18 protein-coding genes and 1 pseudogene are annotated in these 20,730 nt (G+C 68.6%); 5 read left to right on the top strand and 14 right to left on the bottom strand.

The genetic code is table 11. The features are described 5' to 3' along the window. Together E3T22_RS15335 and E3T22_RS15330 are read right to left on the bottom strand one after the other, a co-directional pair. Positions 1–852, bottom strand: an 852-nt coding sequence (locus tag E3T22_RS15335) for a hypothetical protein (RefSeq protein WP_198417807.1), incomplete at its 3' end; no start/stop codon positions are given. Further along, positions 849–1,145 (bottom strand): hypothetical protein, encoded by a 297-nt coding sequence (locus E3T22_RS15330; protein ID WP_134408820.1) that lies wholly within the window; start codon positions 1,143–1,145, stop codon positions 849–851. The genes E3T22_RS15330 and E3T22_RS15335, both read right to left, overlap by 4 nt. Before the next feature lie 135 nt (positions 1,146–1,280). On the opposite strand from E3T22_RS15330, the gene E3T22_RS15325 reads away from it, so the two are divergent. Together E3T22_RS15325 and purB are read left to right on the top strand one after the other, a co-directional pair. Then, entirely contained in the window at positions 1,281–1,808 is a 528-nt protein-coding gene (locus E3T22_RS15325; protein WP_088457753.1) for a low molecular weight protein-tyrosine-phosphatase, read from the top strand. Continuing rightward, on the top strand, positions 1,805–3,187 hold the full coding sequence (gene purB / locus E3T22_RS15320) for an adenylosuccinate lyase (protein WP_088457754.1): 1,383 nt from the start codon (positions 1,805–1,807) through the stop codon (positions 3,185–3,187). The genes E3T22_RS15325 and purB overlap by 4 nt, the downstream gene beginning before the upstream one ends. On the opposite strand, the gene E3T22_RS15315 is transcribed toward purB, so the two are convergent. From E3T22_RS15315 to E3T22_RS15305, 3 genes are all read right to left on the bottom strand, one after another. Next, the gene (locus E3T22_RS15315; RefSeq protein WP_134479635.1) at positions 3,175–5,958 is read right to left on the bottom strand and encodes an HAD-IC family P-type ATPase; all 2,784 of its coding nucleotides are present in this window, start codon (positions 5,956–5,958) and stop codon (positions 3,175–3,177) included. The two genes, purB and E3T22_RS15315, sit on opposite strands and share 13 nt — an antisense overlap. Before the next feature lie 80 nt (positions 5,959–6,038). Continuing rightward, complete coding sequence (locus tag E3T22_RS15310) at positions 6,039–6,308, bottom strand: hypothetical protein (protein ID WP_088457756.1); 270 nt, start codon at positions 6,306–6,308, stop codon at positions 6,039–6,041. Next, a complete protein-coding gene (locus E3T22_RS15305) occupies positions 6,305–6,904 on the bottom strand; it encodes a DUF308 domain-containing protein (protein WP_134479633.1) in 600 nt (199 codons plus the stop codon). The genes E3T22_RS15310 and E3T22_RS15305 overlap by 4 nt, the downstream gene beginning before the upstream one ends. Before the next feature lie 125 nt (positions 6,905–7,029). On the opposite strand from E3T22_RS15305, the gene E3T22_RS15300 reads away from it, so the two are divergent. Further along, positions 7,030–7,815, top strand: coding sequence for a HEAT repeat domain-containing protein (locus E3T22_RS15300; RefSeq protein ID WP_198415076.1), 786 nt, complete (start codon positions 7,030–7,032; stop codon positions 7,813–7,815). A 66-nt stretch (positions 7,816–7,881) separates the two neighbouring features. Here E3T22_RS15300 and E3T22_RS15295 read toward each other — a convergent pair whose 3' ends face one another. From E3T22_RS15295 to E3T22_RS15285, 3 genes are read right to left on the bottom strand one after another with little or no spacing between them, the layout of a single operon-like run. Then, complete coding sequence (locus E3T22_RS15295; RefSeq protein WP_088457758.1) at positions 7,882–9,255, bottom strand: NAD(P)(+) transhydrogenase (Re/Si-specific) subunit beta; 1,374 nt, start codon at positions 9,253–9,255, stop codon at positions 7,882–7,884. Next, positions 9,252–9,560, bottom strand: a complete 309-nt coding sequence (locus E3T22_RS15290; RefSeq protein ID WP_103460053.1) for an NAD(P) transhydrogenase subunit alpha — start codon at positions 9,558–9,560, stop codon at positions 9,252–9,254. Before E3T22_RS15290 ends, E3T22_RS15295 begins: the two co-directional genes overlap by 4 nt. After that, on the bottom strand, positions 9,560–10,705 hold the full coding sequence (locus E3T22_RS15285) for an NAD(P) transhydrogenase subunit alpha (protein ID WP_134479631.1): 1,146 nt from the start codon (positions 10,703–10,705) through the stop codon (positions 9,560–9,562). The genes E3T22_RS15290 and E3T22_RS15285 overlap by 1 nt, the downstream gene beginning before the upstream one ends. A 276-nt stretch (positions 10,706–10,981) precedes the next feature. Here E3T22_RS15285 and E3T22_RS15280 point away from each other — a divergent pair, with 276 nt between their 5' ends. Together E3T22_RS15280 and hrpB are read left to right on the top strand one after the other, a co-directional pair. After that, complete coding sequence (locus E3T22_RS15280; RefSeq protein WP_134479629.1) at positions 10,982–13,039, top strand: BCCT family transporter; 2,058 nt, start codon at positions 10,982–10,984, stop codon at positions 13,037–13,039. Positions 13,040–13,245: 206 nt separating this feature from the next. After that, positions 13,246–15,804 carry an ATP-dependent helicase HrpB gene (gene hrpB, locus E3T22_RS15275; RefSeq protein WP_134479627.1) on the top strand — a complete coding sequence of 853 codons (2,559 nt, stop codon included), beginning with the start codon at positions 13,246–13,248 and terminating at the stop codon, positions 15,802–15,804. A gap of 31 nt (positions 15,805–15,835) precedes the next feature. Here hrpB and dnaB read toward each other — a convergent pair whose 3' ends face one another. The 6 genes and pseudogenes from dnaB to E3T22_RS15245 form a co-directional block, all read right to left on the bottom strand. After that, positions 15,836–17,242 (bottom strand): replicative DNA helicase, encoded by a 1,407-nt coding sequence (gene dnaB, locus E3T22_RS15270; protein WP_088457763.1) that lies wholly within the window; start codon positions 17,240–17,242, stop codon positions 15,836–15,838. A gap of 445 nt (positions 17,243–17,687) precedes the next feature. Next, positions 17,688–18,137 (bottom strand): 50S ribosomal protein L9, encoded by a 450-nt coding sequence (gene rplI / locus E3T22_RS15265; RefSeq protein WP_088457764.1) that lies wholly within the window; start codon positions 18,135–18,137, stop codon positions 17,688–17,690. Positions 18,138–18,148: 11 nt separating this feature from the next. Then, entirely contained in the window at positions 18,149–18,412 is a 264-nt protein-coding gene (gene rpsR, locus E3T22_RS15260) for a 30S ribosomal protein S18 (RefSeq protein WP_035835236.1), read from the bottom strand. 54 nt (positions 18,413–18,466) lie between these two features. Next, positions 18,467–18,976, bottom strand: coding sequence for a single-stranded DNA-binding protein (locus E3T22_RS15255; RefSeq protein ID WP_088457765.1), 510 nt, complete (start codon positions 18,974–18,976; stop codon positions 18,467–18,469). A gap of 141 nt (positions 18,977–19,117) precedes the next feature. Continuing rightward, a pseudogene (rpsF, locus tag E3T22_RS15250) lies at positions 19,118–19,486 on the bottom strand (30S ribosomal protein S6); the annotation flags it as partial. 267 nt (positions 19,487–19,753) lie between these two features. Beyond that, positions 19,754–20,728, bottom strand: a complete 975-nt coding sequence (locus E3T22_RS15245; protein WP_134479625.1) for a hypothetical protein — start codon at positions 20,726–20,728, stop codon at positions 19,754–19,756. Positions 20,729–20,730: the final 2 nt, after the last annotated feature.

Genomic DNA, 20,730 nt, shown 5'->3' with positions numbered 1-20,730 from the left:
CGCGTGCCCGGCGGCGGGGCCCCGCAGGGGCAGGGCCAGCGGGCCGGCCCCGACACCGCCGGCCGGGCCTGGTCGTTCGGCCCCGGCCCCGCCCGCCGGGGTGGCCGAGGATCCCACCTGTGCCACCCGCACGGGCGACTCGCGCAACATCCCCGCCGCCCGCGCCGCGACGAGTAGCCCGATTGCCGAAAACGGTGCCCCGAGCAGGCCGGCACCCGCATCACCAAGTGCCGCGGCCACCGGGTACGGCACGCCCAGCCGGCCCAGCACCGCATCATCGGCCGAGCCCACGAGCACCCGGACCACTGCGACCGTCCCCGGGTCGGTGAGCCGCCGCGGATTCTCCCGCAGCCAGTCGGTGAGCGACGGCGGCAGCACCGACGGTGTGCGTCCCAGCGCCGCAGTGGACAGCAGCGAGCCGGCGGCCAGGTAGGCCAGCGGCGACGCCAAGGACAGCACCAGCACCGGCGCCAGCACCCCCAGGGTGTGCGCCATCCAGGCGCCCGTACCCTGCAGCACCAGGTCAAGACCGGACTCCAGGCGACCGTACTCCTCGGCGGCCTGCTCAAGGGCCTCGGCCAGCTCGTGGCTCCGTGCGGCAATCGCGTCTATCGCCACGGACGCGCCGAACACGCAGGCGCCGAGGTCGTCCGGTTGCCAGCTCGGCGCCGAACCGACACCCAACGCCCGCACCCGGCCGATTTGCCACTGCCACTGCTCCGCCTCCTGCTGCACCAGGCGCAGCGCCGCCATCTCGGCGAACACGGTGTCGGTGGCGACCTGGATGCTGCCGCCGCCGGACACCGTCAGGGTCCCGTCGTGTCCCCCGGGCGCAGCGCCCGAGCCGGTCACAGCGCTGCCTTCAGCCGGTCGATGGCCTCATCCACGGCCCACAGCGCATCGTCCAGGGCTCGCCAGACCCCGGCCAGGTCAAGGCCCAGCTCACCCAGGCGGGTGCCGTACGCCCGTTGGGCCGGCGACCGCCAGGCCCCGCCGGACGCCTGGCCCGCCAGCCGACGCCCCGATTCCTCCACACCGTCCCGCACCCCTCTCAACAGCCGCCGTTGCTCGCGCAGCCGCGCGAGGGTCTCGGCATCCGGCCCCGTGCCTGCATCCGGCAGGATGCTGCCACCCAGTGATTCCACCGCGCCTCCTCGGTCCAGACTGTGCGGCCCGCCCTGGGCCGGCCCGGTCGTGGCCGCGTGGTCCGCGCTCAATCCGGGGAAAATTTGCCCAGGACCGCGGATGTGGAGGAGGGGAATGTGGAACACAATGGACACATGAATTTCGCGGCGCTCAGTCCAGATGAGTCGACGCCATTCCGGATCATTTTCGTCTGCACCGGCAATATCTGCCGGTCGCCCATGGCCGAGGTGATGCTGCGCGACCTCGTCACGCGCTCCGGACTGGGTCGGCTCATCACGACGAGCTCCGCGGGCACCGGCGACTGGCACGTCGGCGAGCAGGCCGACACCCGCACGATCTCGGCGTTGGCCAAGCGCGGCTACGACGGCAGTCACCACCGGGCCCGCCAATTCGACGCGGGCTGGTTCGACGACCTCGACCTCGTCGTGGTGCTCGACAGGTCGCAGGAACGCATCCTGCGCAATTGGGCGCCGACCGAACGGGACCGCAACAAGGTGCGCCTGCTGCTCAGCTTCGACCGGGATCAGGCCACTCTGCGGGACGTGCCCGACCCCTACTATTCCGACGATGCGCTGTTTGACTCCGTATTAGGCATGATTGAGAGAGCCAATTTTGCGCTCTTCGCGCAGCTCGCACCCGCAATCAGACAGGGAGTCCGATGAGTCCTCTACCCCCGCAGGTCCTCAGTCCACTCGACGGCCGGTATCAAGCCGCCGTCACCGAACTGGGCGAGTACCTGTCTGAGGCCGGACTGAACCGGGCCAGGGTCAAGGTCGAGGTGGAGTGGTTGATCACCCTCACCGACCGCAGCCTGTTCGGATCCACGCCGCTCACCGTCGACCAGAAGTCAGGCCTCCGCGCCCTCGTCACCGACTTCGGTCAGGCCGAGATCGACGAACTGGCCGCCCTCGAGGCCGTCACCCGGCACGACGTCAAGGCCGTGGAGTACCTCGTGCGCCGCCGCCTGGTGCCGCTGGGCCTCGAATCGATCAGCGAACTGACCCACTTCGCCGCCACCAGTGAGGACATCAACAACCTCGCCTACGCCCTCACGGTCTCCGACGCCGTGCGTGAGGTCTGGCTGCCCAAGTTCCGCGCCCTGATCGGCGCCCTCCGCGCCCTGGCCGGCGACTACCGTGCCGACGCCATGCTGGCCCGCACCCACGGCCAGCCCGCCACGCCCACCACCATGGGCAAGGAGCTGGCGGTCTTCGTGTACAGGCTCGAGCGGATCCAGAAGCAGATCGAGGCCAACGAGTACCTCGGCAAGTTCAGCGGCGCCACCGGCACCTTCGCCGCGCACGTCGCCGCGGATCCCGCCGTGGACTGGCCGTCGGTGTCCCGCGAGTTCGTCGAGGGCCTGGGCCTGGGCTGGAACCCGCTGACCACCCAGATCGAGTCGCACGACTGGCAGGCCGAGCTGTACGGCAAGGTGTCGCACGCCAACCGGGTGCTGCACAACCTCGCCACGGATGTCTGGACCTACATCTCGATCGGCTACTTCCGTCAGGTGCCGCAGGCCGGCGCCACCGGATCGTCGACCATGCCGCACAAGATCAACCCGATCCGGTTCGAGAACGCCGAGGCCAACCTCGAACTCTCCAGCGCCCTGCTGGATTCGCTGGCCGCCACCCTGGTCACCTCCAGGCTGCAGCGCGACCTGACCGATTCCACCACCCAGCGCAACATCGGCGTCGGTTTCGGGCACTCGTTGCTCGCACTGGACAACCTGGTGCGGGGCTTGGGCGAGATCGACCTGGACCGCGAGCTGCTCGCCCACGACCTGGACACCAACTGGGAGATCCTCGGCGAGGCCATCCAGACGGTCATCCGCGCCGAGGTCAGCTCCGGGCGCTCCACCATCGCCGACCCGTATGCGCTGCTCAAGGAACTCACCCGCGGCAAGCGGATCAACCGCGCCGACCTGGTCGCGTTCGTGCAGGAACTCGAGATCGGCGACGCCGCCAAGGCCCGCCTGCTCGAGCTGACGCCGGCCGGCTACGTGGGCCTGGCTGACCCGCTGGTGGATTACCTGGGCTGACCGTCCGACGGCCGGGCATCCCGGGGTGCTGCGCCCCGGGATCCCGCCGCACTGTCCGCGCGGCGGCGCGCCCCGCGCCGGCCGATCAGCTTGTTGACTTCGACGAGCAGGAAGATCACCAGGGCAAGGCCCAGCGTGTACACCCACTCGCGTAGGCCGATTGGTGTGGAGCTGAACCATACGTTCATCACCGGCGTGTAGATGAAGACCAGCTGCAGCACGAGCATCGTGCCTACCGAGATCCACACCGACCGATTCCCGCGCAGCACGGCCGGGGTGAGGCTCGACGCGCGCAGGAACCGGCAGTTGAACAGGAACACGAGCTGGCTGAGCACCAGCATCGTCACGGCGGTGGTCTGCGCTACCGCGCGCGGCGACCCGATCGACAGCTCGTAGAAGAACACCCCGATGGTCGCGGCCGTGATCAGCACCGAGACCCAGAGCAGCCTGCCCAGGTATTCGGAGTCGAGCACCGCGCCGCCGGCCGGCCGGGGCCGGCGCAGCATGATGCCGGGTTCGGCGGGTTCGGTGGCCAGGGCGAGCGACAGGGTGACGGCGGTGATCAGGTTCACCCAGAGGATCTGGGTGGGCTGCAGTGGCAGCGCAAAACCGAACAGCACCGCCAGCAGCACCACCAGCGACTGGGCCGCGGTGGTGGGCAGGATGAAGATGATCGATTTCTGCAGGTTGTCCCTGATCCGCCGGCCCTCTTCGACGGCCTTCTGGATGGTGGCGAAGTTGTCGTCGGCCAGCACGATGTCGGCGGCCTCCTTGGTGGCTTCCGTGCCCTTGATGCCCATCGCCACGCCCACATCCGCCCGGCGCAGTGCCGGGGCGTCGTTGACGCCGTCACCGGTCATCGCGACGACCTCACCGTACGATTGCAGCGCCTTCACGATGCGCAACTTGTGCTCAGGGCTGGTGCGGGCGAACACGTCGACGTCGCGCACCACCCGTGCCAGCCGGTCCTGGGAGAGTCTCTGCAGCTCGCCACCGGTGAGCACCCGGGGTTCACCGGTCACGATGCCCATTTCCCTGGCGATCGCGACGGCCGTGCCGTGGTGGTCGCCGGTGATCATCTTCACCCGGATGCCGGCGGCGTGCATGATCCCGATCGCCGCGATGGCCTCCGGCCGGGGCGGATCCACGATGCCGACCACGCCGAGGAACAGCAGGCCGTCCGCGACATCGCCCAGGTGCAGGGCGCTCAGGTCGGCCGGGGCGTCGCCGACTGCCGCGCCGAGGACTCGCAGCCCGGTGGAGCTGAGCTCGTCGACCTGCTGCTCCCAGAAGGCCTCGTCGAGGGGTTCCGGCAGCCCCGCGGCATCCAGCTGCCTGCTGCACCGCTCGAGCAGCCGGGCCGGTGCGCCCTTGACCAGGATGCGTGCGGGCTCGTCGTCCCACCGGTTGAGGGTGGCCATGAACTTGTTGGCCGACTCGAACGGGATCACGGCCAGCCGATCGAAGCCCGCCGGGTCGAAACCGGCCTTGTGCCCGAGGGTGCAGAGCGCCCCCTCGGTCGGTTCGCCGACCACCCGCCAGACGCCGTCGTCGGCGCTGACCCTGGCGTCGTTGCAGACGGCCATGACCTCCACCAGCCGGGCCAGGTCGTCCTGGTCGGCCACGGTCACGGGCCGGCCGTCCCTGAGGACCGCGCCGTCGGGCTCGTAGCCGATCCCCAGTACCTCGTACCGGGCCGCACCGGTGATCACGGTGCGTACCGTCATCTCGTTACGGGTGAGGGTGCCGGTCTTGTCGGTGCACACCGTGGTCACCGACCCGAGGGTCTCCACGGCGGTGAGCTTCCGCACGATGGCGTTGTGGGTGGCCATCTGCCGCACGCCGAGGGCCAGCGTGATGGTGACGAGTGCCGGCAGCCCCTCCGGCACCGCCGCCACCGCGAAGCCGATGGTGGCGGCGAAGAGGTCGGCAAAACCGCGGTCGTGCACCAGCCGGCCGATCACGAGCATCAGCCCGGACACGGCGAGGATGCCCAGCGAGATACGGGTGCTGAAGACATCCAGTTGCCGGGTCAACGGGGTGGCCAGGGCCTCGGTGTCGGTGACCAGGGTCTGGATGCGGCCGATCTCGGTGTCCGATCCGGTGCCGGTCACCACGCCCCGGCCGCTGCCCGCCGCCACGATGGTGCCGGAGAAGAGCATGCAGTGCCGGTCCCCGACACCGGCATCCGCCGCGACGGCGGCGACGTCCTTGCCGGCCGGCACGGATTCGCCGGTCAGCGCGGACTCCTCGACCCTGAGATTGGTGCCCTCGATCAGACGCAGGTCGGCGGGCACCTTGTCGCCGGACTTCACCCGCACGATGTCGCCGGGCACGAGGGTCGCGGCGTCGGTGTTCACCCAGTGTCCGCCGCGGCGGGCCTTCGCGTTCAGCGACAGCATCCGGCGGATCCCGTCGAGCGCCTTCTCCGCCCGGCCCTCCTGCAGGAACCCGATCACCGCGTTGATCACGGCCACCGCCAGGATCACCGACGCGTCCACCCAGTCGCCGAACACCATCGTGAGCACTGCGGAGCCGAGCAGCACGTAGATGAGCACGTCGTTGAAGTGGCCGAGGAAGCGAAGCGCCGGGTTCTTCTTCGCGACGACGGGCAGGGCGTTGGGGCCGAACCGGACCAGCCGTGCGGCGGCCTCGGCCTCGTCGAGACCGTGCCGGCTGGTGTGCAGGTCGGCGCACACGGCCTCGACGGTGCGGGCATAGGGCCGGTCTGGACTCGCCGGGGCGGGGCCGGCCAAGCCGTCTGTGGTCATGGCTGCCCCGTCAGGGGAGGAAACGCCGGGAAGCGGACCACAATGGGCCCATTAAAGCACCCTGCGGGCGGCGGAGGAGGCTAGTGACCCGGGGTCTCGCCGGTCTTGTTCTGCTCGTCGAGGTCGCTTTTCTCGGCCGCGTCGGGCTTCATGCCCAGCGCGAGCATCGCGATGACGACCAGGGCCACGATGAAGGTGATGCCCAAAGCGATCGACGACAGCGCCCAGTTGCGGGTGGCCAGCAGGATGGTGAGCCCGACGAAGAGCCCCATTCCGGCGGAGATGGCGACCAGCTCGACGGGCTTGAGGATCTCGGACCGGCTGGGCTTGTGTGGGCTGTTCTGGGTCACGGGGTGTCCGAATCTGTGGAGGAGGAGGCCCGGTCGCGCGGCGCATCCGCGTGCGCAGAAGAAAGGGAGACGCCGGCGATGACCAGGAAGACGCCGATGATCACCAGGTAGGCGCCGAGCAGCCCGACCGCGACGACGGCGTGCGGCGGCAGCAACAGGAACACCAGCGCGAGCACCGCGGTGAGAGAACCGACGACCAGCCAGTCGCGGGCGACCTGGCCACGTCCGCGGACGCGGATGCCCGTGTACAGCTCGAGAGCGCCGGTGACCGCAGCCCACACCGAGACGATGTAGAGGAAGAAGCCCAGCCCGCCGGCGAACATCGCCAGCGCGAGCACGCCGGCGAGCACACCGACCGCGCCCTGAACAGCGAAAATGCTGCGGTCGCGGGGGTCGGTGACGGTCTTCCAGCTGAGCAGCCCGGTGATCAGGCCGCTGACCAGCGCGAACGCGCCGAACACGACGAGCCCGAAACCGGCGGAGTGGTCGGCGTTGAACGTGATCACGGCCGCCGGCACGAAGGCCACGATGGCGCGCGTTATGGGCACGGTCCAGTACCGGGTACCGATGACGGCTGCTGCCGGGGCATGCGCCACGCGGGCACCTCTTTCGTCGCAGGGAGTCCTGCCAGTCTACGCGGCGCATTCGGCCGGGTTCGGTGCCCGGGCGTAGCGGGCGCCGGCATCCGCGACTACCGTCGGGCGGGACAGGGGGTCCAACGGTGGTCACTTCGAACGTACCGGCCGGCAGCGTGCGGGTCAGCCCCGGGCAAGACGCGGCCGCGTTGGCGGGCCTGCTGGCCCGGGCGCCGGCCGAGGTGCCCGGTTTCCTCACCGGTCGCTCCGGCCTGCCGGGCCCGCGGGCCAACCTCCCGCTCGCCGATGCGTTCGCCGGTACGGCGCCGGCCGAACTGATCTGGAGCCTGGTCGATTCGGCCGACGAGTATCTGGCATTCTGCGGCACCGAGGGGCTCGGACGGCTCGCGCTCTCCCCCGACGAGCGGCCCGCTGCCCTCACGGCACTTCGTCGCGCCGCCGCCGACGAGCGTTGGCGGGTACGGGAGGGCGCCGCGCGGGCGCTGCAGCTGATCGGGGACGCCGACCCGGCCCTGATGCACGCCGTCGTGGAGGACTGGTCGGAGTCCATGGACGCCTGGCTGGCGCGCGCCGCCGTGGCCGCGATCTGTGAGCCACGGCTGTTGGCCGATGACGACGCCCAGGCGCTGGCAGTGCGGGTCTGCGACCGGGCCACGGCCCTGCTGCTTCGCGGCGAACCGAACCCGAACGACCCTGTGCGCGCCCGCGAGGCGCACCGGGTGCTGCGCCAGGCCCTGGGCTACGGCTGGAGCGTGGCGATCGCCGCGAGCCCGGCGGCGGGCCTCACCGCTTTCCGCGCGCTGACCGCCAGCGACGACCCGGATGCCCGCTGGATCGTGCGGTCGAACCACGCCAAGGCGCGGCTGCGGTCGGTGCTCGCCGATCGCAACCTTTGGGGAACCCTCGGCTGAGCCGCGCTCTGTACTCCGAGGCGCTGAGTCGCCCCGCCTTGCAGTGTCGAAGGGGCGCAGCCCGGGTCAGAGGGCGTTGACGGCGCCGAGCACCTTGGTGAGCGAGTCCTTGGCGTCACCGAACAGCAGCGTGGTCTTCGGGTCGAAGAGCAGCTCGTTCTCGATGCCGGCGAAGCCCGGGCGCATCGACCGCTTGAGGAAGACGATCTGGCGGCCCTCTTCGACCTCGAGGATCGGCATCCCGTAGATCGGCGCGCCCGGCGAGGTCTTCGCGGCCGGGTTGACGACGTCGTTCGCGCCGACCACGAGCACCACATCGGTGTTCTTGAACTCGGGGTTGACCTCGGCCATCTCCTTGAGCGACTCGTAGGGCACGTTGGCCTCGGCGAGCAGCACGTTCATGTGTCCGGGCATCCGCCCGGCGACGGGATGGATCGCGAAGGCCACGTCGACGCCGCGCGCCTCGAGGGTCGTGGCGAGCTCGGCGATGGTGTGCTGACCCTGGGCCACGGCCAGGCCGTAGCCGGGCACGATCACCACACGCTGCGCGTAAGCGAGCATCACGGCGACGTCCTCGGGGTTCGAGGAGCGCACCGGGCGGTCGCTCTGCGTTGTGGAGCCGGCGGTCGAGCCGCCGCGGAAAGCGCCGAACATGATGCCGCTGACGCCACGCCCCATGGCGGAGGCCATGGCTCGGGTGAGGATGGTACCGCTGGCACCGACCAGGGTGCCGGCGACCACGAGCAGCACGTTGTCCAACACCACACCGGATGCCGCGACCGCGAGTCCGGTGAAGGCGTTGAGCAGCGAGATGACGATGGGCACATCGGCGCCGCCGACGGGCAACACGAGCAGCAGGCCGACGACCAGGCCGAGTACCAGGAGCAGCAGCGCCCAGCCGGTGGACCCCGTTGCCACGACGAGCCCGCCGATGACGAGGGCTGCCACGACCGCGAGGGTCATGACCCACTTCATGCCGGGGAACACCACCGGGCGGGTGGTGATCAGTTCCTGCAGCTTGGCCACGGTGATCGCGGAACCGGCGAACGAGACCGCGCCGACGAGCATGGTGAAGACCACCGCCACGAGCACCCAGGGGCCTTCACTGTGCCCGAGTTCGAGCATCGCGACCAGCGCAGCGGCGCCGCCGCCGACGCCGTTGAACAGTGCCACCAGTTGGGGCATCTGAGTCATCTGCACCCGACGGGAGATGGGTGCCGCGATCGCGGATCCCACCGCGATCGCCAGCAGGATCAGCGGGATGTTGTCGAGCTTGGCCGACAGGAACACCGTGATCACGGCGAGGGTGGCGCCGGCGGCGCCGATCAGATTGCCGCGGCGGGCGGTGCGGGGCGAGCTCAGGCCCTTGAGGGCGAGGATGAAGCAGACGGCCGCGGCCAGGTAGAGCAGTGCGGTCCACTCGGCGGACAGGAGGCTCATTTGGTGGTGTCCTTCGGGGTGGCGGCGGGCTTCCGGCCGCGGAACATGCCCAGCATCCGGTCGGTGACGACGAAACCGCCGACGAGGTTGGCGGTGGCGAGGGCGACGGCGAGTAGGGCCACGAATATCAGCCACGGGTCGTCCAGCTGGCCGGCGACGATGATCGCGCCGATCAGGATGATGCCGTGGATGGCGTTGGCGCCGCTCATCAGGGGGGTGTGCAGGGTGCTGGACACCTTGGAGACCACCTCGAAGCCGACGAAGACGGTCAACACGATGACCGTGAGCAGAGTGATCGGATCCATCAGTTCTTTCCTTCCAGCGCGGCAGCTGTCGGTGCGTGCCGCACCTCGCCGCCGGTGGTGAGACAGGCTCCGGCGATGACCTCGTCGGTGAAGTCGGGTACGACCTGGCCGTCATGAATCATCAGCGCGAGCAGGTTGGCGACGTTCTTGGCGTACAGCCGCGATGCGTCGGAGGCCATCGCGGAGGCGGCGTCCTGCATGCCGACGAGGGTGACGAAGCCGTCACCGGCCGCGGTGGGCACCAGCTGGTCGACGCCGGGGAGTACGCCCTCGACGTTGCCGCCGGTTTCGGCGGCGAGGTCGATGACCACGGAACCGGCGGGCATGGCCGCGACCATCTCCCGGGTCACCAACAGCGGGGCCGGCCGGCCGGGGATCGCGGCGGTGGTGATGAGCACATCCGCCTTGGCCACGTGTGGGGCCAGCAGTTCGCGCTGGCGCACGGCGCGGTCCTCGGCCAGTTCGCTGGCGTAACCGCCGGTGCCTTCGACGGCGGCCAGGTCGAGGGTGATGAAGGTGCCGCCCATCGAGGTGACCTCGTCGGCCGACGCCGGCCGCACGTCATAGGCGGAGACCCTGGCGCCGAGGCGCTTGGCGGTGCCGATGGCCTGCAGTCCGGCGACTCCGGCGCCGAGCACGAGCGCCCGGGCCGGCGGGATGGTGCCGGCCGCGGTCATGTAGAGCGGGAAGAACCGGGGGAACCGGATGGTGGCTTCGAGCACGGCCCGGTAGCCGGCGACCAGGGCCTGCGAGGTGAGCGCGTCCATCGACTGGGCCCGGGAGATACGTGGCACCAGTTCGAGCGCGAACGATGTGACCTGTGCGGCGGCCAGGGCTGCCACCGTGGGCAGTTCGGACGCCGGCGACGCCAGACCCACCGTGATGATTCCGGCCGGTAGCGTGGCGGCCAGCTGGGGACTCAGCGGACGCACGTGGCAGAGCACATCGAACGCGGTGGCGTCGAAGTCCGCGACCAGCTGCGCGCCGGCCTTCTCATAGGCGGCGTCGGAGTAGCCCGATGCCAGTCCGGCGCCGGCTTCGACGGTGACGTCGACACCCAGCGCGGTGAGTTGGGTCACCGTTTCCGGTGTTGCTGCGACGCGTTTTTCGCCCTCTCGGCGTTCACGCCCTATGCCAACCTTCACGAGTAACCACTCCTTTGACGCATCTGCCACCTGACGAGCGAAACGGGGTCGTTCGCGCGTCCCAGGGCGATCTCACTCCGTAGCGTACCGTCGGGTTTTGCCGGCCCGGGGCGTTTTTCAGGGCCGAAAGACCCTGCCCGGGTGGCCAAGAGCACCCTCGACCTCGTAGGCTGAAGGATTGCCCGGGCCGCCGTAGTGGCGCCCACCCCGTACGAATTGCCTGATCTTCCCGCACTGCCGCCGGCATCCACACCCGAGCAGCGCCCGGCTAAACGGATGCCCCAACCCGATTGGTTGTCCGTTATCAGCTCCACTGAACCCGCCGACGTGGCGGGCGCTCCCAGCGCCGCCCCGTCCCCGTCAGCCCCGCCAACAGCAGCCGCCTCGACCAGCCGGCCCCGACGTTTCGGGGTGCACGTGCCGGCCCCGCGGATCTTCTATCCGGCGTTGGGCATCATCGTGGCCGTCGTCCTGGTCAGCATCTTCTTCCCGGTGCGCACCGGCGCCGTCCTCGCGCAATTGCAGACCCTGGTGGTGGCCGGCCTCGGGCCGTACTACCTCGTGCTGGTGGCCTTCTTCGTGATCTTCGCACTGTGGATGGGGCTGAGCCGGTTCGGTGACATCAAGCTCGGCCAGGACGACGACAAGCCGGAATTCGGGCTGATGTCCTGGTTCTCGATGCTCTTCGCCGCGGGCATGGGCATCGGCCTGGTGTTCTGGGGCGCCGCCGAGCCGCTCACCTACTTCCTGGAGCCCAAGCCGGGCGTGCACGGCAGCCGCCCGGAACTTGCGGCCGCAGCCATGTCCCAGACTTTCCTGCACTGGGGCTTCCACGCCTGGGCGGTGTACGCCGTGGTCGGCCTGTCCCTCGCCTATGCCATTCACCGCAAGGGGCGGCCGGTCTCGATCCGTTGGGCCCTGGAACCGCTGCTCGGCGACAAGGTGAAGGGTCGCCTCGGCGATGCCATCGACGTCACCGCGATCGTGGGCACCCTGTTCGGTGTGGCCACGTCGCTCGGGCTCGGTGTCAAGCAGATCGCCGCGGGGCTGCGCCACCTGGGCGTCGTCGATTCCGTGAGCAACACCCTGCTGGTGGTCCTGATCGTGATCATCACCCTCATCGCCATCGCCAGCGTCGTCAGCGGCGTCGGCAAGGGCATCAAGTGGCTGTCGAACATCAACCTCGGCGCGGCCGCGCTCTTCCTGGTCGCCGTCCTGCTGCTCGGCCCCACGATGTACCTGCTGCGGGTCTTCGTGGAGTCCCTCGGCGGCTACTTGCAGAACATCGTCGGACTCACCTTCGACGCCAGCGCCTTCACCGGCCAGGCGGGTCTGGACTGGCAAGGCAGCTGGACGGTCTTCTACTGGGGCTGGTGGATTTCCTGGGCGCCGTTCGTCGGTGTCTTCATCGCCCGGATCTCCCGTGGCCGCACCGTGCGCGAGTTCGTCGCCGGCGTTCTCCTGGTGCCGACCCTTGTCACGTTCCTCTGGTTCGCCGTGATGGGTGGCAGCGTTATCAAGCAGGTGTGGGAGGACCCCGCGGCCCTGGTCGACCCCGAGGTGGGGATCGTGCCGGAGAACGTGCTCTTCGACTTCCTCGCCGCGCTTCCGTTCGGGCCCGTGCTGGCGGTGTTGGCTGTCGCGATCGTCGCGATCTTCTTCATCACCTCGGCCGATTCCGGCTCCCTCGTGATCGATATGCTCGCCTCCGGTGGCGAGACCGATCCGCCCAAGTGGAGCCGTATCCTGTGGGCCAGCCTGGTCGGCGTCGTCGCGATCGCTCTCCTGCTCGCCGGTGGCCTGTCCGCGCTGCAGACCGGCGCCATCCTCACCGCCATCCCGGTGAGTGTGGTGATGATCGGCATGTGTATCGCCACCTATCGGGCCTTCAGGGCCGAACACCAGGTGCTCGTGCAGGTCGAACGCCGGGTCCGCCGGGAGGAGATGGCGCGCCGGATCAGCCAGAGCGTCACCAACCATCTGGAGAACAACTTCGACGACCACTTCGGCGACCAGATGGACGGCCGCATCAGCGCCGCGATCACGGATGCCGCCGGCAACGTCTCCATCCAGACGCGAGAACGACGTGCCTTCTGGCCACGCCGACCGCGCGGCCAGACCCCCCTGGTCGACCGCCCCGACCTGGGCGAACTCACCCCGGAGGAGATCGGAGAGATGCAGGACCTGGGCGATCTGATGCCTCAGGACCCGCAGCCCACTGCGGACACGTCGTCGGCGCACCCGTCGGCGGCAGACCACGCCGAACCCGACGCCGTGACGCCGGATACCGCTCTCGCGCCGGACGCCGACCCGGAGGACCCGCGCACGTCGTGAGCGGTCTGGCGAACCGGGCCGGCCGGGCCTGACGCGCCGCACACCGAAAGGGCCTGACAGGCGAGGCCATCCCCGCTGTCAGGCCTTTATCGGCGCTTGCCGAAGCGGGCCAGTGGCTCGCTGAGGCAAGTCACGTGGGCCCAGAGCCGAGGCTCGGTACCTACGACACGTGAGCACACACCCCCCAAACGCGACAGACTGAGGACGTGACCCGTCTCTCGTTCGATCCGTCCAGGCTCGGTCGCGGGCTCGCATTCGCCTCGGCGATCGATGATCTGAGTGCTGCGCTTGATCGGAGCCGCACCGTGGTCGTCAGCGCGCCGCCGGGCACGGGAAAGACCACACTCGTGCCGCCCATCCTCGCCGATCGGGTTCCGGGTCGTGTGATCGTCACTCAGCCACGCCGGGTCGCTGCCCGCGCCGCCGCCCGACGACTCGCGCAGTTGGACGGATCCTCTCTCGGCTCTCGCGTCGGATACACCGTCCGTGGCGAACGCCAGGTGAGTCCATCCACCCTGATCGAGTTCGTTACCGCCGGCGTGCTCCTGCGCCGACTGCTCGATGACCCTGGTCTCGACGGGATCGATGCGGTCATCATCGACGAAGTGCACGAACGGGCTTTGGAGACGGACCTGCTGATCGGGCTACTCGGCGAGGTCCGCGAGCTGCGCGACGACCTCGTCCTCATCGCGATGTCCGCGACCCTCGACGCCGAGAGGTTCGCGTCAATTCTCGGTACGGATGCGGGCCCGGCCCCGATCGTGACCCAGAGCGCACCGGCCCATCCGCTCGAGGTGCGCTGGGCGCCCTCTCCCACACCTCGACTGGATGAGCGGGGGGTCACCTGGGCTTTCCTCGACCACGTCGCGAGCACCGCGGTTGCCGCACACCGCACCCTCGTGCGCACCGATCCGGCCGCCGATGCTCTCGTCTTCGCGCCGGGTGCGCGTGAGGTCTCCGAGATCGCCGGACGCATCCGTGGTCTCGCCGCGGAGCTCGACGTGCGGGAACTGCACGGCCAGATCCCCGCCGCAGAGCAGGATACGGTGGTCAGTGGGCGGAGCCCCGATGCTGCGGCACGGATCATCGTCACGACGTCACTGGCCGAATCCTCTCTGACCGTGCCCGGCGTACGCCTGGTCGTCGACACCTGCCTGTCTCGTTCTCCGCAGCGGGATGCTGCACGCGGCATGAGCGGTCTCGTCACCGGCCCGACGCCCAAGGCCTCCGCCATCCAGCGCTCGGGGCGCGCCACCCGGCAGGGGCCTGGCGTCGTGGTCCGCTGCGTCGACGAGCGCACCTTCGCCACGGCGCCGTCGCACGCCGCCCCTGAGATCCAGGCGGCAGATCTCACCGATGCAGCCCTGCTCCTCGCCTGCTGGGGCGCCCCAAGTGGCGTGGGCCTGCGGCTGGTCGATCCGCTCCCGTCTGGCAGCCTGGACGAGGCCCTCACCGCGCTGCGTGGGCTCGGCGCGATCGATGCCGATGGCCGCGCCACCGACGAGGGCCGAGCGCTCGCCCGCGTCCCGACAGCTCCGCGCCTCGCCCGCGCACTGCGCGCCGGGAGTGACCTGGTCGGCGGGCGCACAGCGGCCGAGGTCATCGCGCTGCTCACAGGTGACCTCCGCGTTCACGACGGAGACGCCCAGGCCACTCTCAACGCGCTGCGCACTGGACGAAGCCCGGATGCCCGCCGATGGGAGCAGGATGTCCGCCGTCTCGAGCGCTTCGCCGGGGCGATTGACACGGCGCGAGGAGGCGCTGATCAGACCGGACTGATCATCGCGCTCGCCTTTCCCGAGTGGATCGCCCGCCGCGTCGATCAATCGCCCAACGGTGCAACCTTTCTTCTCGCCTCCGGCACCCGTGCCGGGATCACCGGTCAGCTCGCGAGTGCCGACTGGTTGGCGGTGGCGGACGTCACTCGGGCAGAGGGACGAGCGGCCGCAGGAACCGGAGCACTCATCCGCTCTGCCGCCGTCATCTCCGAGAACCAGGCGGAGCAGGTGGCGCCCCATCTCTGCACAGACCGGGTCGAAGCACGGTTCGTGGACGGGCGCGTCGTGGCCCGCCGCGAACGTCGGATCGGTGCGATCATTCGCTCGTCCGTGCCGGTGCGCGTACCGGCGGACGATGGCGGACGGGATGCCGTCCGCCGTGCCGTCACAGCGCACGGCCTCGGAGTGTTCATCTGGTCAGACGCCGCGGACGCTCTGCGGCGGCGCCTCGCGCTGCTGTATCGCGAGCTCGGATCGCCCTGGCCGGATGTCTCAGACACCGTTCTGCTCGCTACGCTCGATGCCTGGCTCGGCCCCGAGCTCTCAGACCTGGCCGCCGGCACTCCGGCCGCGCGCATCGACCTTGCCCCTGCACTCCGCCGTACCCTGCCCTGGCCCGCGGCGGTCGACCTTGACGCTCTGGTTCCGGAGCACTTCCGGGTTCCCAGCGGTTCGCATGTCCGTCTCAGCTACCCACCCGCCGATGATTCGTCGGCTCGTCCCGTTGTGGCTGTGAAACTCCAGGAGTGCTTCGGATGGGCAGAGACCCCACGAATCGTCGGAGGACGAGTGCCGGTGTTGTTCCACTTGCTTTCCCCCGCCGGGCATCCCCTTGCCGTGACCGACGACCTCGCATCCTTCTGGGCAGGCCCGTACTCGCAGGTGCGAGCGGAGATGCGCGGACGCTACCCGAAGCACCCTTGGCCGGAGGACCCCTGGTCCGCCGTACCCACCCGCCACACCACGCGCCGCGCTGCCCTGGGCTAGGGCCGCGACACACCCTGCGGTCAGCTGAGCGCTATGCGCCGGGCACCATGTCTGCGAAGCGGGAGTAGTGGCCGTGGAAGGCCACGGTGACGGTGCGGGTGGGGCCGTTACGGTGCTTGGCCACGATCAGGTCGGCCTCGCCCGCGCGCGGGTTGTCCTTCTCGTACGCGCTCTCGCGGTGCAGCAGGATCACCATGTCGGCATCCTGCTCGAGCGAACCGGACTCGCGGAGGTCGGAGATCGCGGGCATCTTGTCGGCTCGCTGCTCCGGGCCACGGTTCAGCTGGGACAGGGCGATGACCGGGACCTGCAACTCCTTAGCCAGCAGCTTGAGCGCCCGGGAGAACTCGCTGACCTCTTGCTGGCGGGATTCGACCTTCTTGCCCGACGTCATCAGCTGCAGGTAGTCGATCACGACGAGCTTGAGGCCCACACGCTGCTTCAGTCGTCGGCACTTGGCCCGGATCTCGACCAGGGTCATGTTGGGGCTGTCGTCGATGTAGAGCGGCGCATCATTGATGCGGCCGCGGGTGGCGGCGATGGTGGTCCAGTCGCGCGCTTCGACGTTGCCCTTACGCATGCTCTGCAGGGGCACGGAGGCCTCGGCGGCGAGCAGACGCATGGCGATCTCACTGCGGCCCATTTCGAGCGAGAAGAAGATGCTCGGCATGTCGTGGTGGATCGAGGCGGCCCGCGCGAAGTCCAGCGCGAGGGTGGACTTACCCAGGGCCGGTCGGGCGGCGACGATGATGAGCTGGCCGCCGTGGAAGCCGTTGGTGAGCTCGTCGAGGTCGGCGAAGCCGGTGGGGACACCGGTGAATTGGCCGTCCTTGAGCTTGGCGGCCTCGATGTCCTCGATGGCGGCCGTGACGGCGTCGGTGAGGGGGACATAGTCTTCGACCTCGGTGCTGCCGGTGATCGAGTAGATCTCGGCCTGCGCGGTGTTCACCAGGTCGAGGACCTCGCCCTCCCCCGCGTAACCCATCTGCGCGATCCGGGTTCCGGCGTCGACGAGCTTACGGAGCATGGACCGTTCGGCCACGATGGTGGCATAGAAGCCGGCGTTGGCGGCTGTGGGCACCAGGCTGGTGAGGGTGTGCAGGTAGTCGGCGCCGCCGGCGCGGGAGATCTCGCCGAGCTTGGTCAGCTCGTCGGTGACGGTGATGACGTCGGTGGGTTCACCCTGCGCGTAGAGCGAGAGGATCGCGTCGAAGATGATCTCGTGCTTGGGAACGTAGAAATCGGCCGCGCGGACGGTCTCGACGACATCGGCGACGGCATCCTTGCTCAACATCATGCCGCCCAGGGCGCTCTGCTCGGCCAGCAGGTCGTGTGGCGGCGTGCGTTCGGCGTGGCGCGGTTCGGAGCTGCCACGGTACTCGGAGCCGCGTTGATCTGAGCCGCGTTGATCGGCGTAACCCAGGTGAGCTATCGACACGCCGAGCCTCCTCGTGTTGGTGTGGTTCTGGTGTATCAGGAGCCGCTGACAGCGATCATCCGGTAGGCAGGCGCACAAGAGCGAATACCTGCTTGCCCACCATAGAGAGACTCGTCTGCCCAGCCAAACCACCCTGTGGATAACTCTGTGAGTAATCTGCGCGAAACGCCGCACGACTTGTGCACAACCTGTGCACTCGGCTGTGGACAACTCACGGATATTTAACTTGAAGTTGCGTTTGATCAGGTATTAAAACTATTCACATGTGTGTGGAAAAACTAGTTTCAATGCTCGATTGAATGTTGATGAAATAGGTGGACACCTGTGCACAAAGCGGTGTAAAACACGGGACAAATGTGCCAAGAACGGGGGCTACGCGCTTGGGCGTTAAATAGGAGTAGCGGCGACTTCTTTCGAAACCGCCGCTACTCCTGATGAAACGAGACTACTTTGCGGCTACCACCTGAAGGGTGATGGTCGCGCTGACCTCGTCGCGCAGACGAACTGTCGCGGTGTGCTCACCGGTCAGCTTGATCGGGCTGAGCTCGATCTTGCGCTTGTCGATGGCACCGAGGCCGGCCGCGGCAACCGCGTCGGCTACGTCGGTGGTCTTGACGGAGCCGAACAGGCGTCCGCCGGCGCCGGCCTTGACGACCAGCTTGACCTTGGTGTTCTCAAGGGTTGCCTTGAGAGCCTGGGCCTCTTCGAGGGTGGCGTGCTCGCGGGCTACGCGGGCGGCCTTGATCTGCTCGATCTGCTTTTCGCCACCGCGGGTCCACGCAACAGCGAAGCCCTGGGGGAGAAGGTAGTTACGAGCGAACCCGTTCTTGACATCAACGATGTCACCGGGGGTACCGAGGCCGGAGACCTCGTGCGTCAGAATCAATTTCGACATGTGAGGGCTCCTTACCGGCCTGAGCCGGCGTAGGGCAGCAAGGCCATTTCGCGGGCGTTCTTGACGGCACGCGCGATCAGGCGCTGCTCCTGGACGGAGACGCCGGTGATGCGGCGGGCGCGGATCTTTCCACGCTCTGAGATGAACTTCCGAAGAGTGGGGACATCTTTGTAATCGATGACACCAACCCGGATCGACTTCGCGGGAGCGGCGTTCTTGCCACCCTTAGCACCGCGGAGCGGCTTGCGGCGGTCGCCGCTCGACTTTCCAGCCATGATTTCCTAACTTTCTAAAACGTGTGAGTGCAGCCGTCAACCGTGAGGTTCGGCTTAGAAGGGGGTCTCGTCGCTGAAGTTGCCCGGGGTGTTCCAGACGTCGCCGCCGCCAGTGTTGGCTGCGGGGGCGCTGGGTGCCCAGGGCTCGTCGTTACCCTGCTGCTGCGCGACGGGCGCGCCGCCGCGGGGAGCAGAGGATGACTGCGCGCGCGTGAGGGAGGCGGTGGCGTAGCGCAGCGAAGGACCAATTTCGTCGATCTCGAGCTCCATGCTCGTGCGCTTTTCACCTTCCTTGGTCTCATACGAACGCTGCTTGAGACGCCCGGAAGCGATGACACGGGAACCCTTGGTCAATGAACCGGCCACGTGCTCGGCGAATTCACGCCAAACGCTCGCGCGCAGGAACAGTGCCTCGCCATCTTTCCACTCACTCGTTGCGCGATCGAAATTGCGCGGAGTGGAAGCGATGGTGAAGTTGGCTACCGCCAGCCCGTTCTGCGTGTAACGCAGTTCCGGATCGCTGGTGAGGTTGCCCACCACGGTGATTACGGTCTCGCCGGCCATGGGCTACTTGTCGCTTGCCTTGTCGGCGTCTGCCTCGGCAGGAGCGTCCACGGCGACCGGAGCTGCCGGGGCAGCTGCAGGCTTTGCGGATGCGGCGACCTTGGCAGCGGGAGCTGCGGCAGGAGCGTCGGCCTTGACCGGAGCAGCAGCAGCCTTCGGGTTAGCTGCCTTGCGGGCGGCCTTCTCGGCGGCAAGCTTGCTTGCGACGGCAACCTGGGCGATGCCCTCTTCTGCGCGAAGCACCTTGGTGCGCATGACGGCTTCCGACAGCTTCAGCTGACGGTCGAGCTCGGCAGTTGCTGAGGCGTTTGCGGTGAAGTCGACGACGGCATAGATGCCCTCGGCCTTCTTGTTGATCTCGTATGCGAGACGGCGGCGACCCCAAACGTCAACCTTGTCAATGGTTCCACCATCGTTGCGAACAACGTTGAGGAACTTGTCAAGGCTGGGAGCTACGGTGCGCTCATCGATCTCGGGATCGAGGATTACCATCAATTCGTACTGATGCATGACTAACCCACCTCCTTCGGACTAAACGGCTGCAGTATTTCTGCAACAGGAGGGTTGTGCATGTGTTGAACGTGGAGGCCGGGAATCCGGCACACAGACAACCTGCCAAGACTACTGGAACCGCGGCGATTGCGCCACCATCCCCTCCGATGCCCTCCGCATCGGAAATCTTCCGCGAGTTGCCCACCTGCGGACGAGCTGCCCCCGCGCTCCGGGGCAACTGGTCCGCGGCAGAGCAACTCGCGGCGCGCACACCTGCGGTGGCGCTCATTGGGTGGGGCGCAGACCGGCGTTGAGGAGCAGTGCGCGGAGGCGCTCAGGTCGGAGGGCATCCGCCCAGAGCCAGCGGACCATCGCCCGGCCAGGAGCACGCAACCGGTCCTCCCGGCGCTTTTCGGCCCAGACGACCTCGTCGATTGTGCGCCCGCCCATGAAGTCGCCCCTGGTGTACTTGACCTCCCCGTCGAATTCGCCGAGCAGAGGCATCCGTTTCAGTTGAAACCGGCGCTTCCAGCGGAAGTCGACCCGGTCTTCACCGAAGGGGTGCGGGTAGACCACCTGCAGCTCCGGCATCGGCATGCCGGCGAGGAAGATGCCCGTGCGGCTCAGGGACTCCCCTGGCGAGCCCGACTTCGCGTCTGCGAAGCCGACGGACCGGCGGGCACGTCGGGTGCCCCGCGCACTTCCGAGCCGCAGCACCCGGGCCATCACCTCGTCGCGCGTGATGGCCGGGATCACCGCACCGCCGGGGAGGAGGAACTGTTCCTGCAGTCCGGCATCCAGGCTGATCACCGCGGAGCGGAAGGGTTGGCTCCGGGCCAGGTCGACCAGGGTTCGGAGTCTCGTCGTCACCAGTAGACCGTCGATCTCGGTGACGTCCTCGTCCGGCAGCGGGTCGTGATGCCAGGCGATCCAGTTCTTCGACGTCCGCGTCTGTCCGCTTCCGCCCTGCAGGTGAACCTCGGTAGGCCATTGCCCGAGCACCGGCAACCCCCAGACCCGGGCCGCCGACAGGTGACTCACCACCGGGCGCGACTGCCTGGACAGCACCGCGGCCTGGATGCGCATCAGATAGCGGGCATCCGCGTCGGCGCTGGTCCAGATGGTCCGCGACACGTAGATGCCACGCCGCAAGCGCTCGGTGCCGCCGTATTCGTGCTCGCGGCGATGGGCGCGCGCGTCGTGGCCGGGCTGATCGCGGGTGAGCCGCAGCTGAGACAGCGCGGAAGCGTTGGGGTCCATGC

It is taken from the genome of Cryobacterium sp. TMB3-10 (assembly GCF_004402305.1).
In the GTDB taxonomy this organism is placed as follows: Bacteria; Actinomycetota; Actinomycetes; order Actinomycetales; family Microbacteriaceae; genus Cryobacterium; species Cryobacterium zongtaii.
This window is presented reverse-complemented; position numbering and strand designations above follow the sequence as displayed.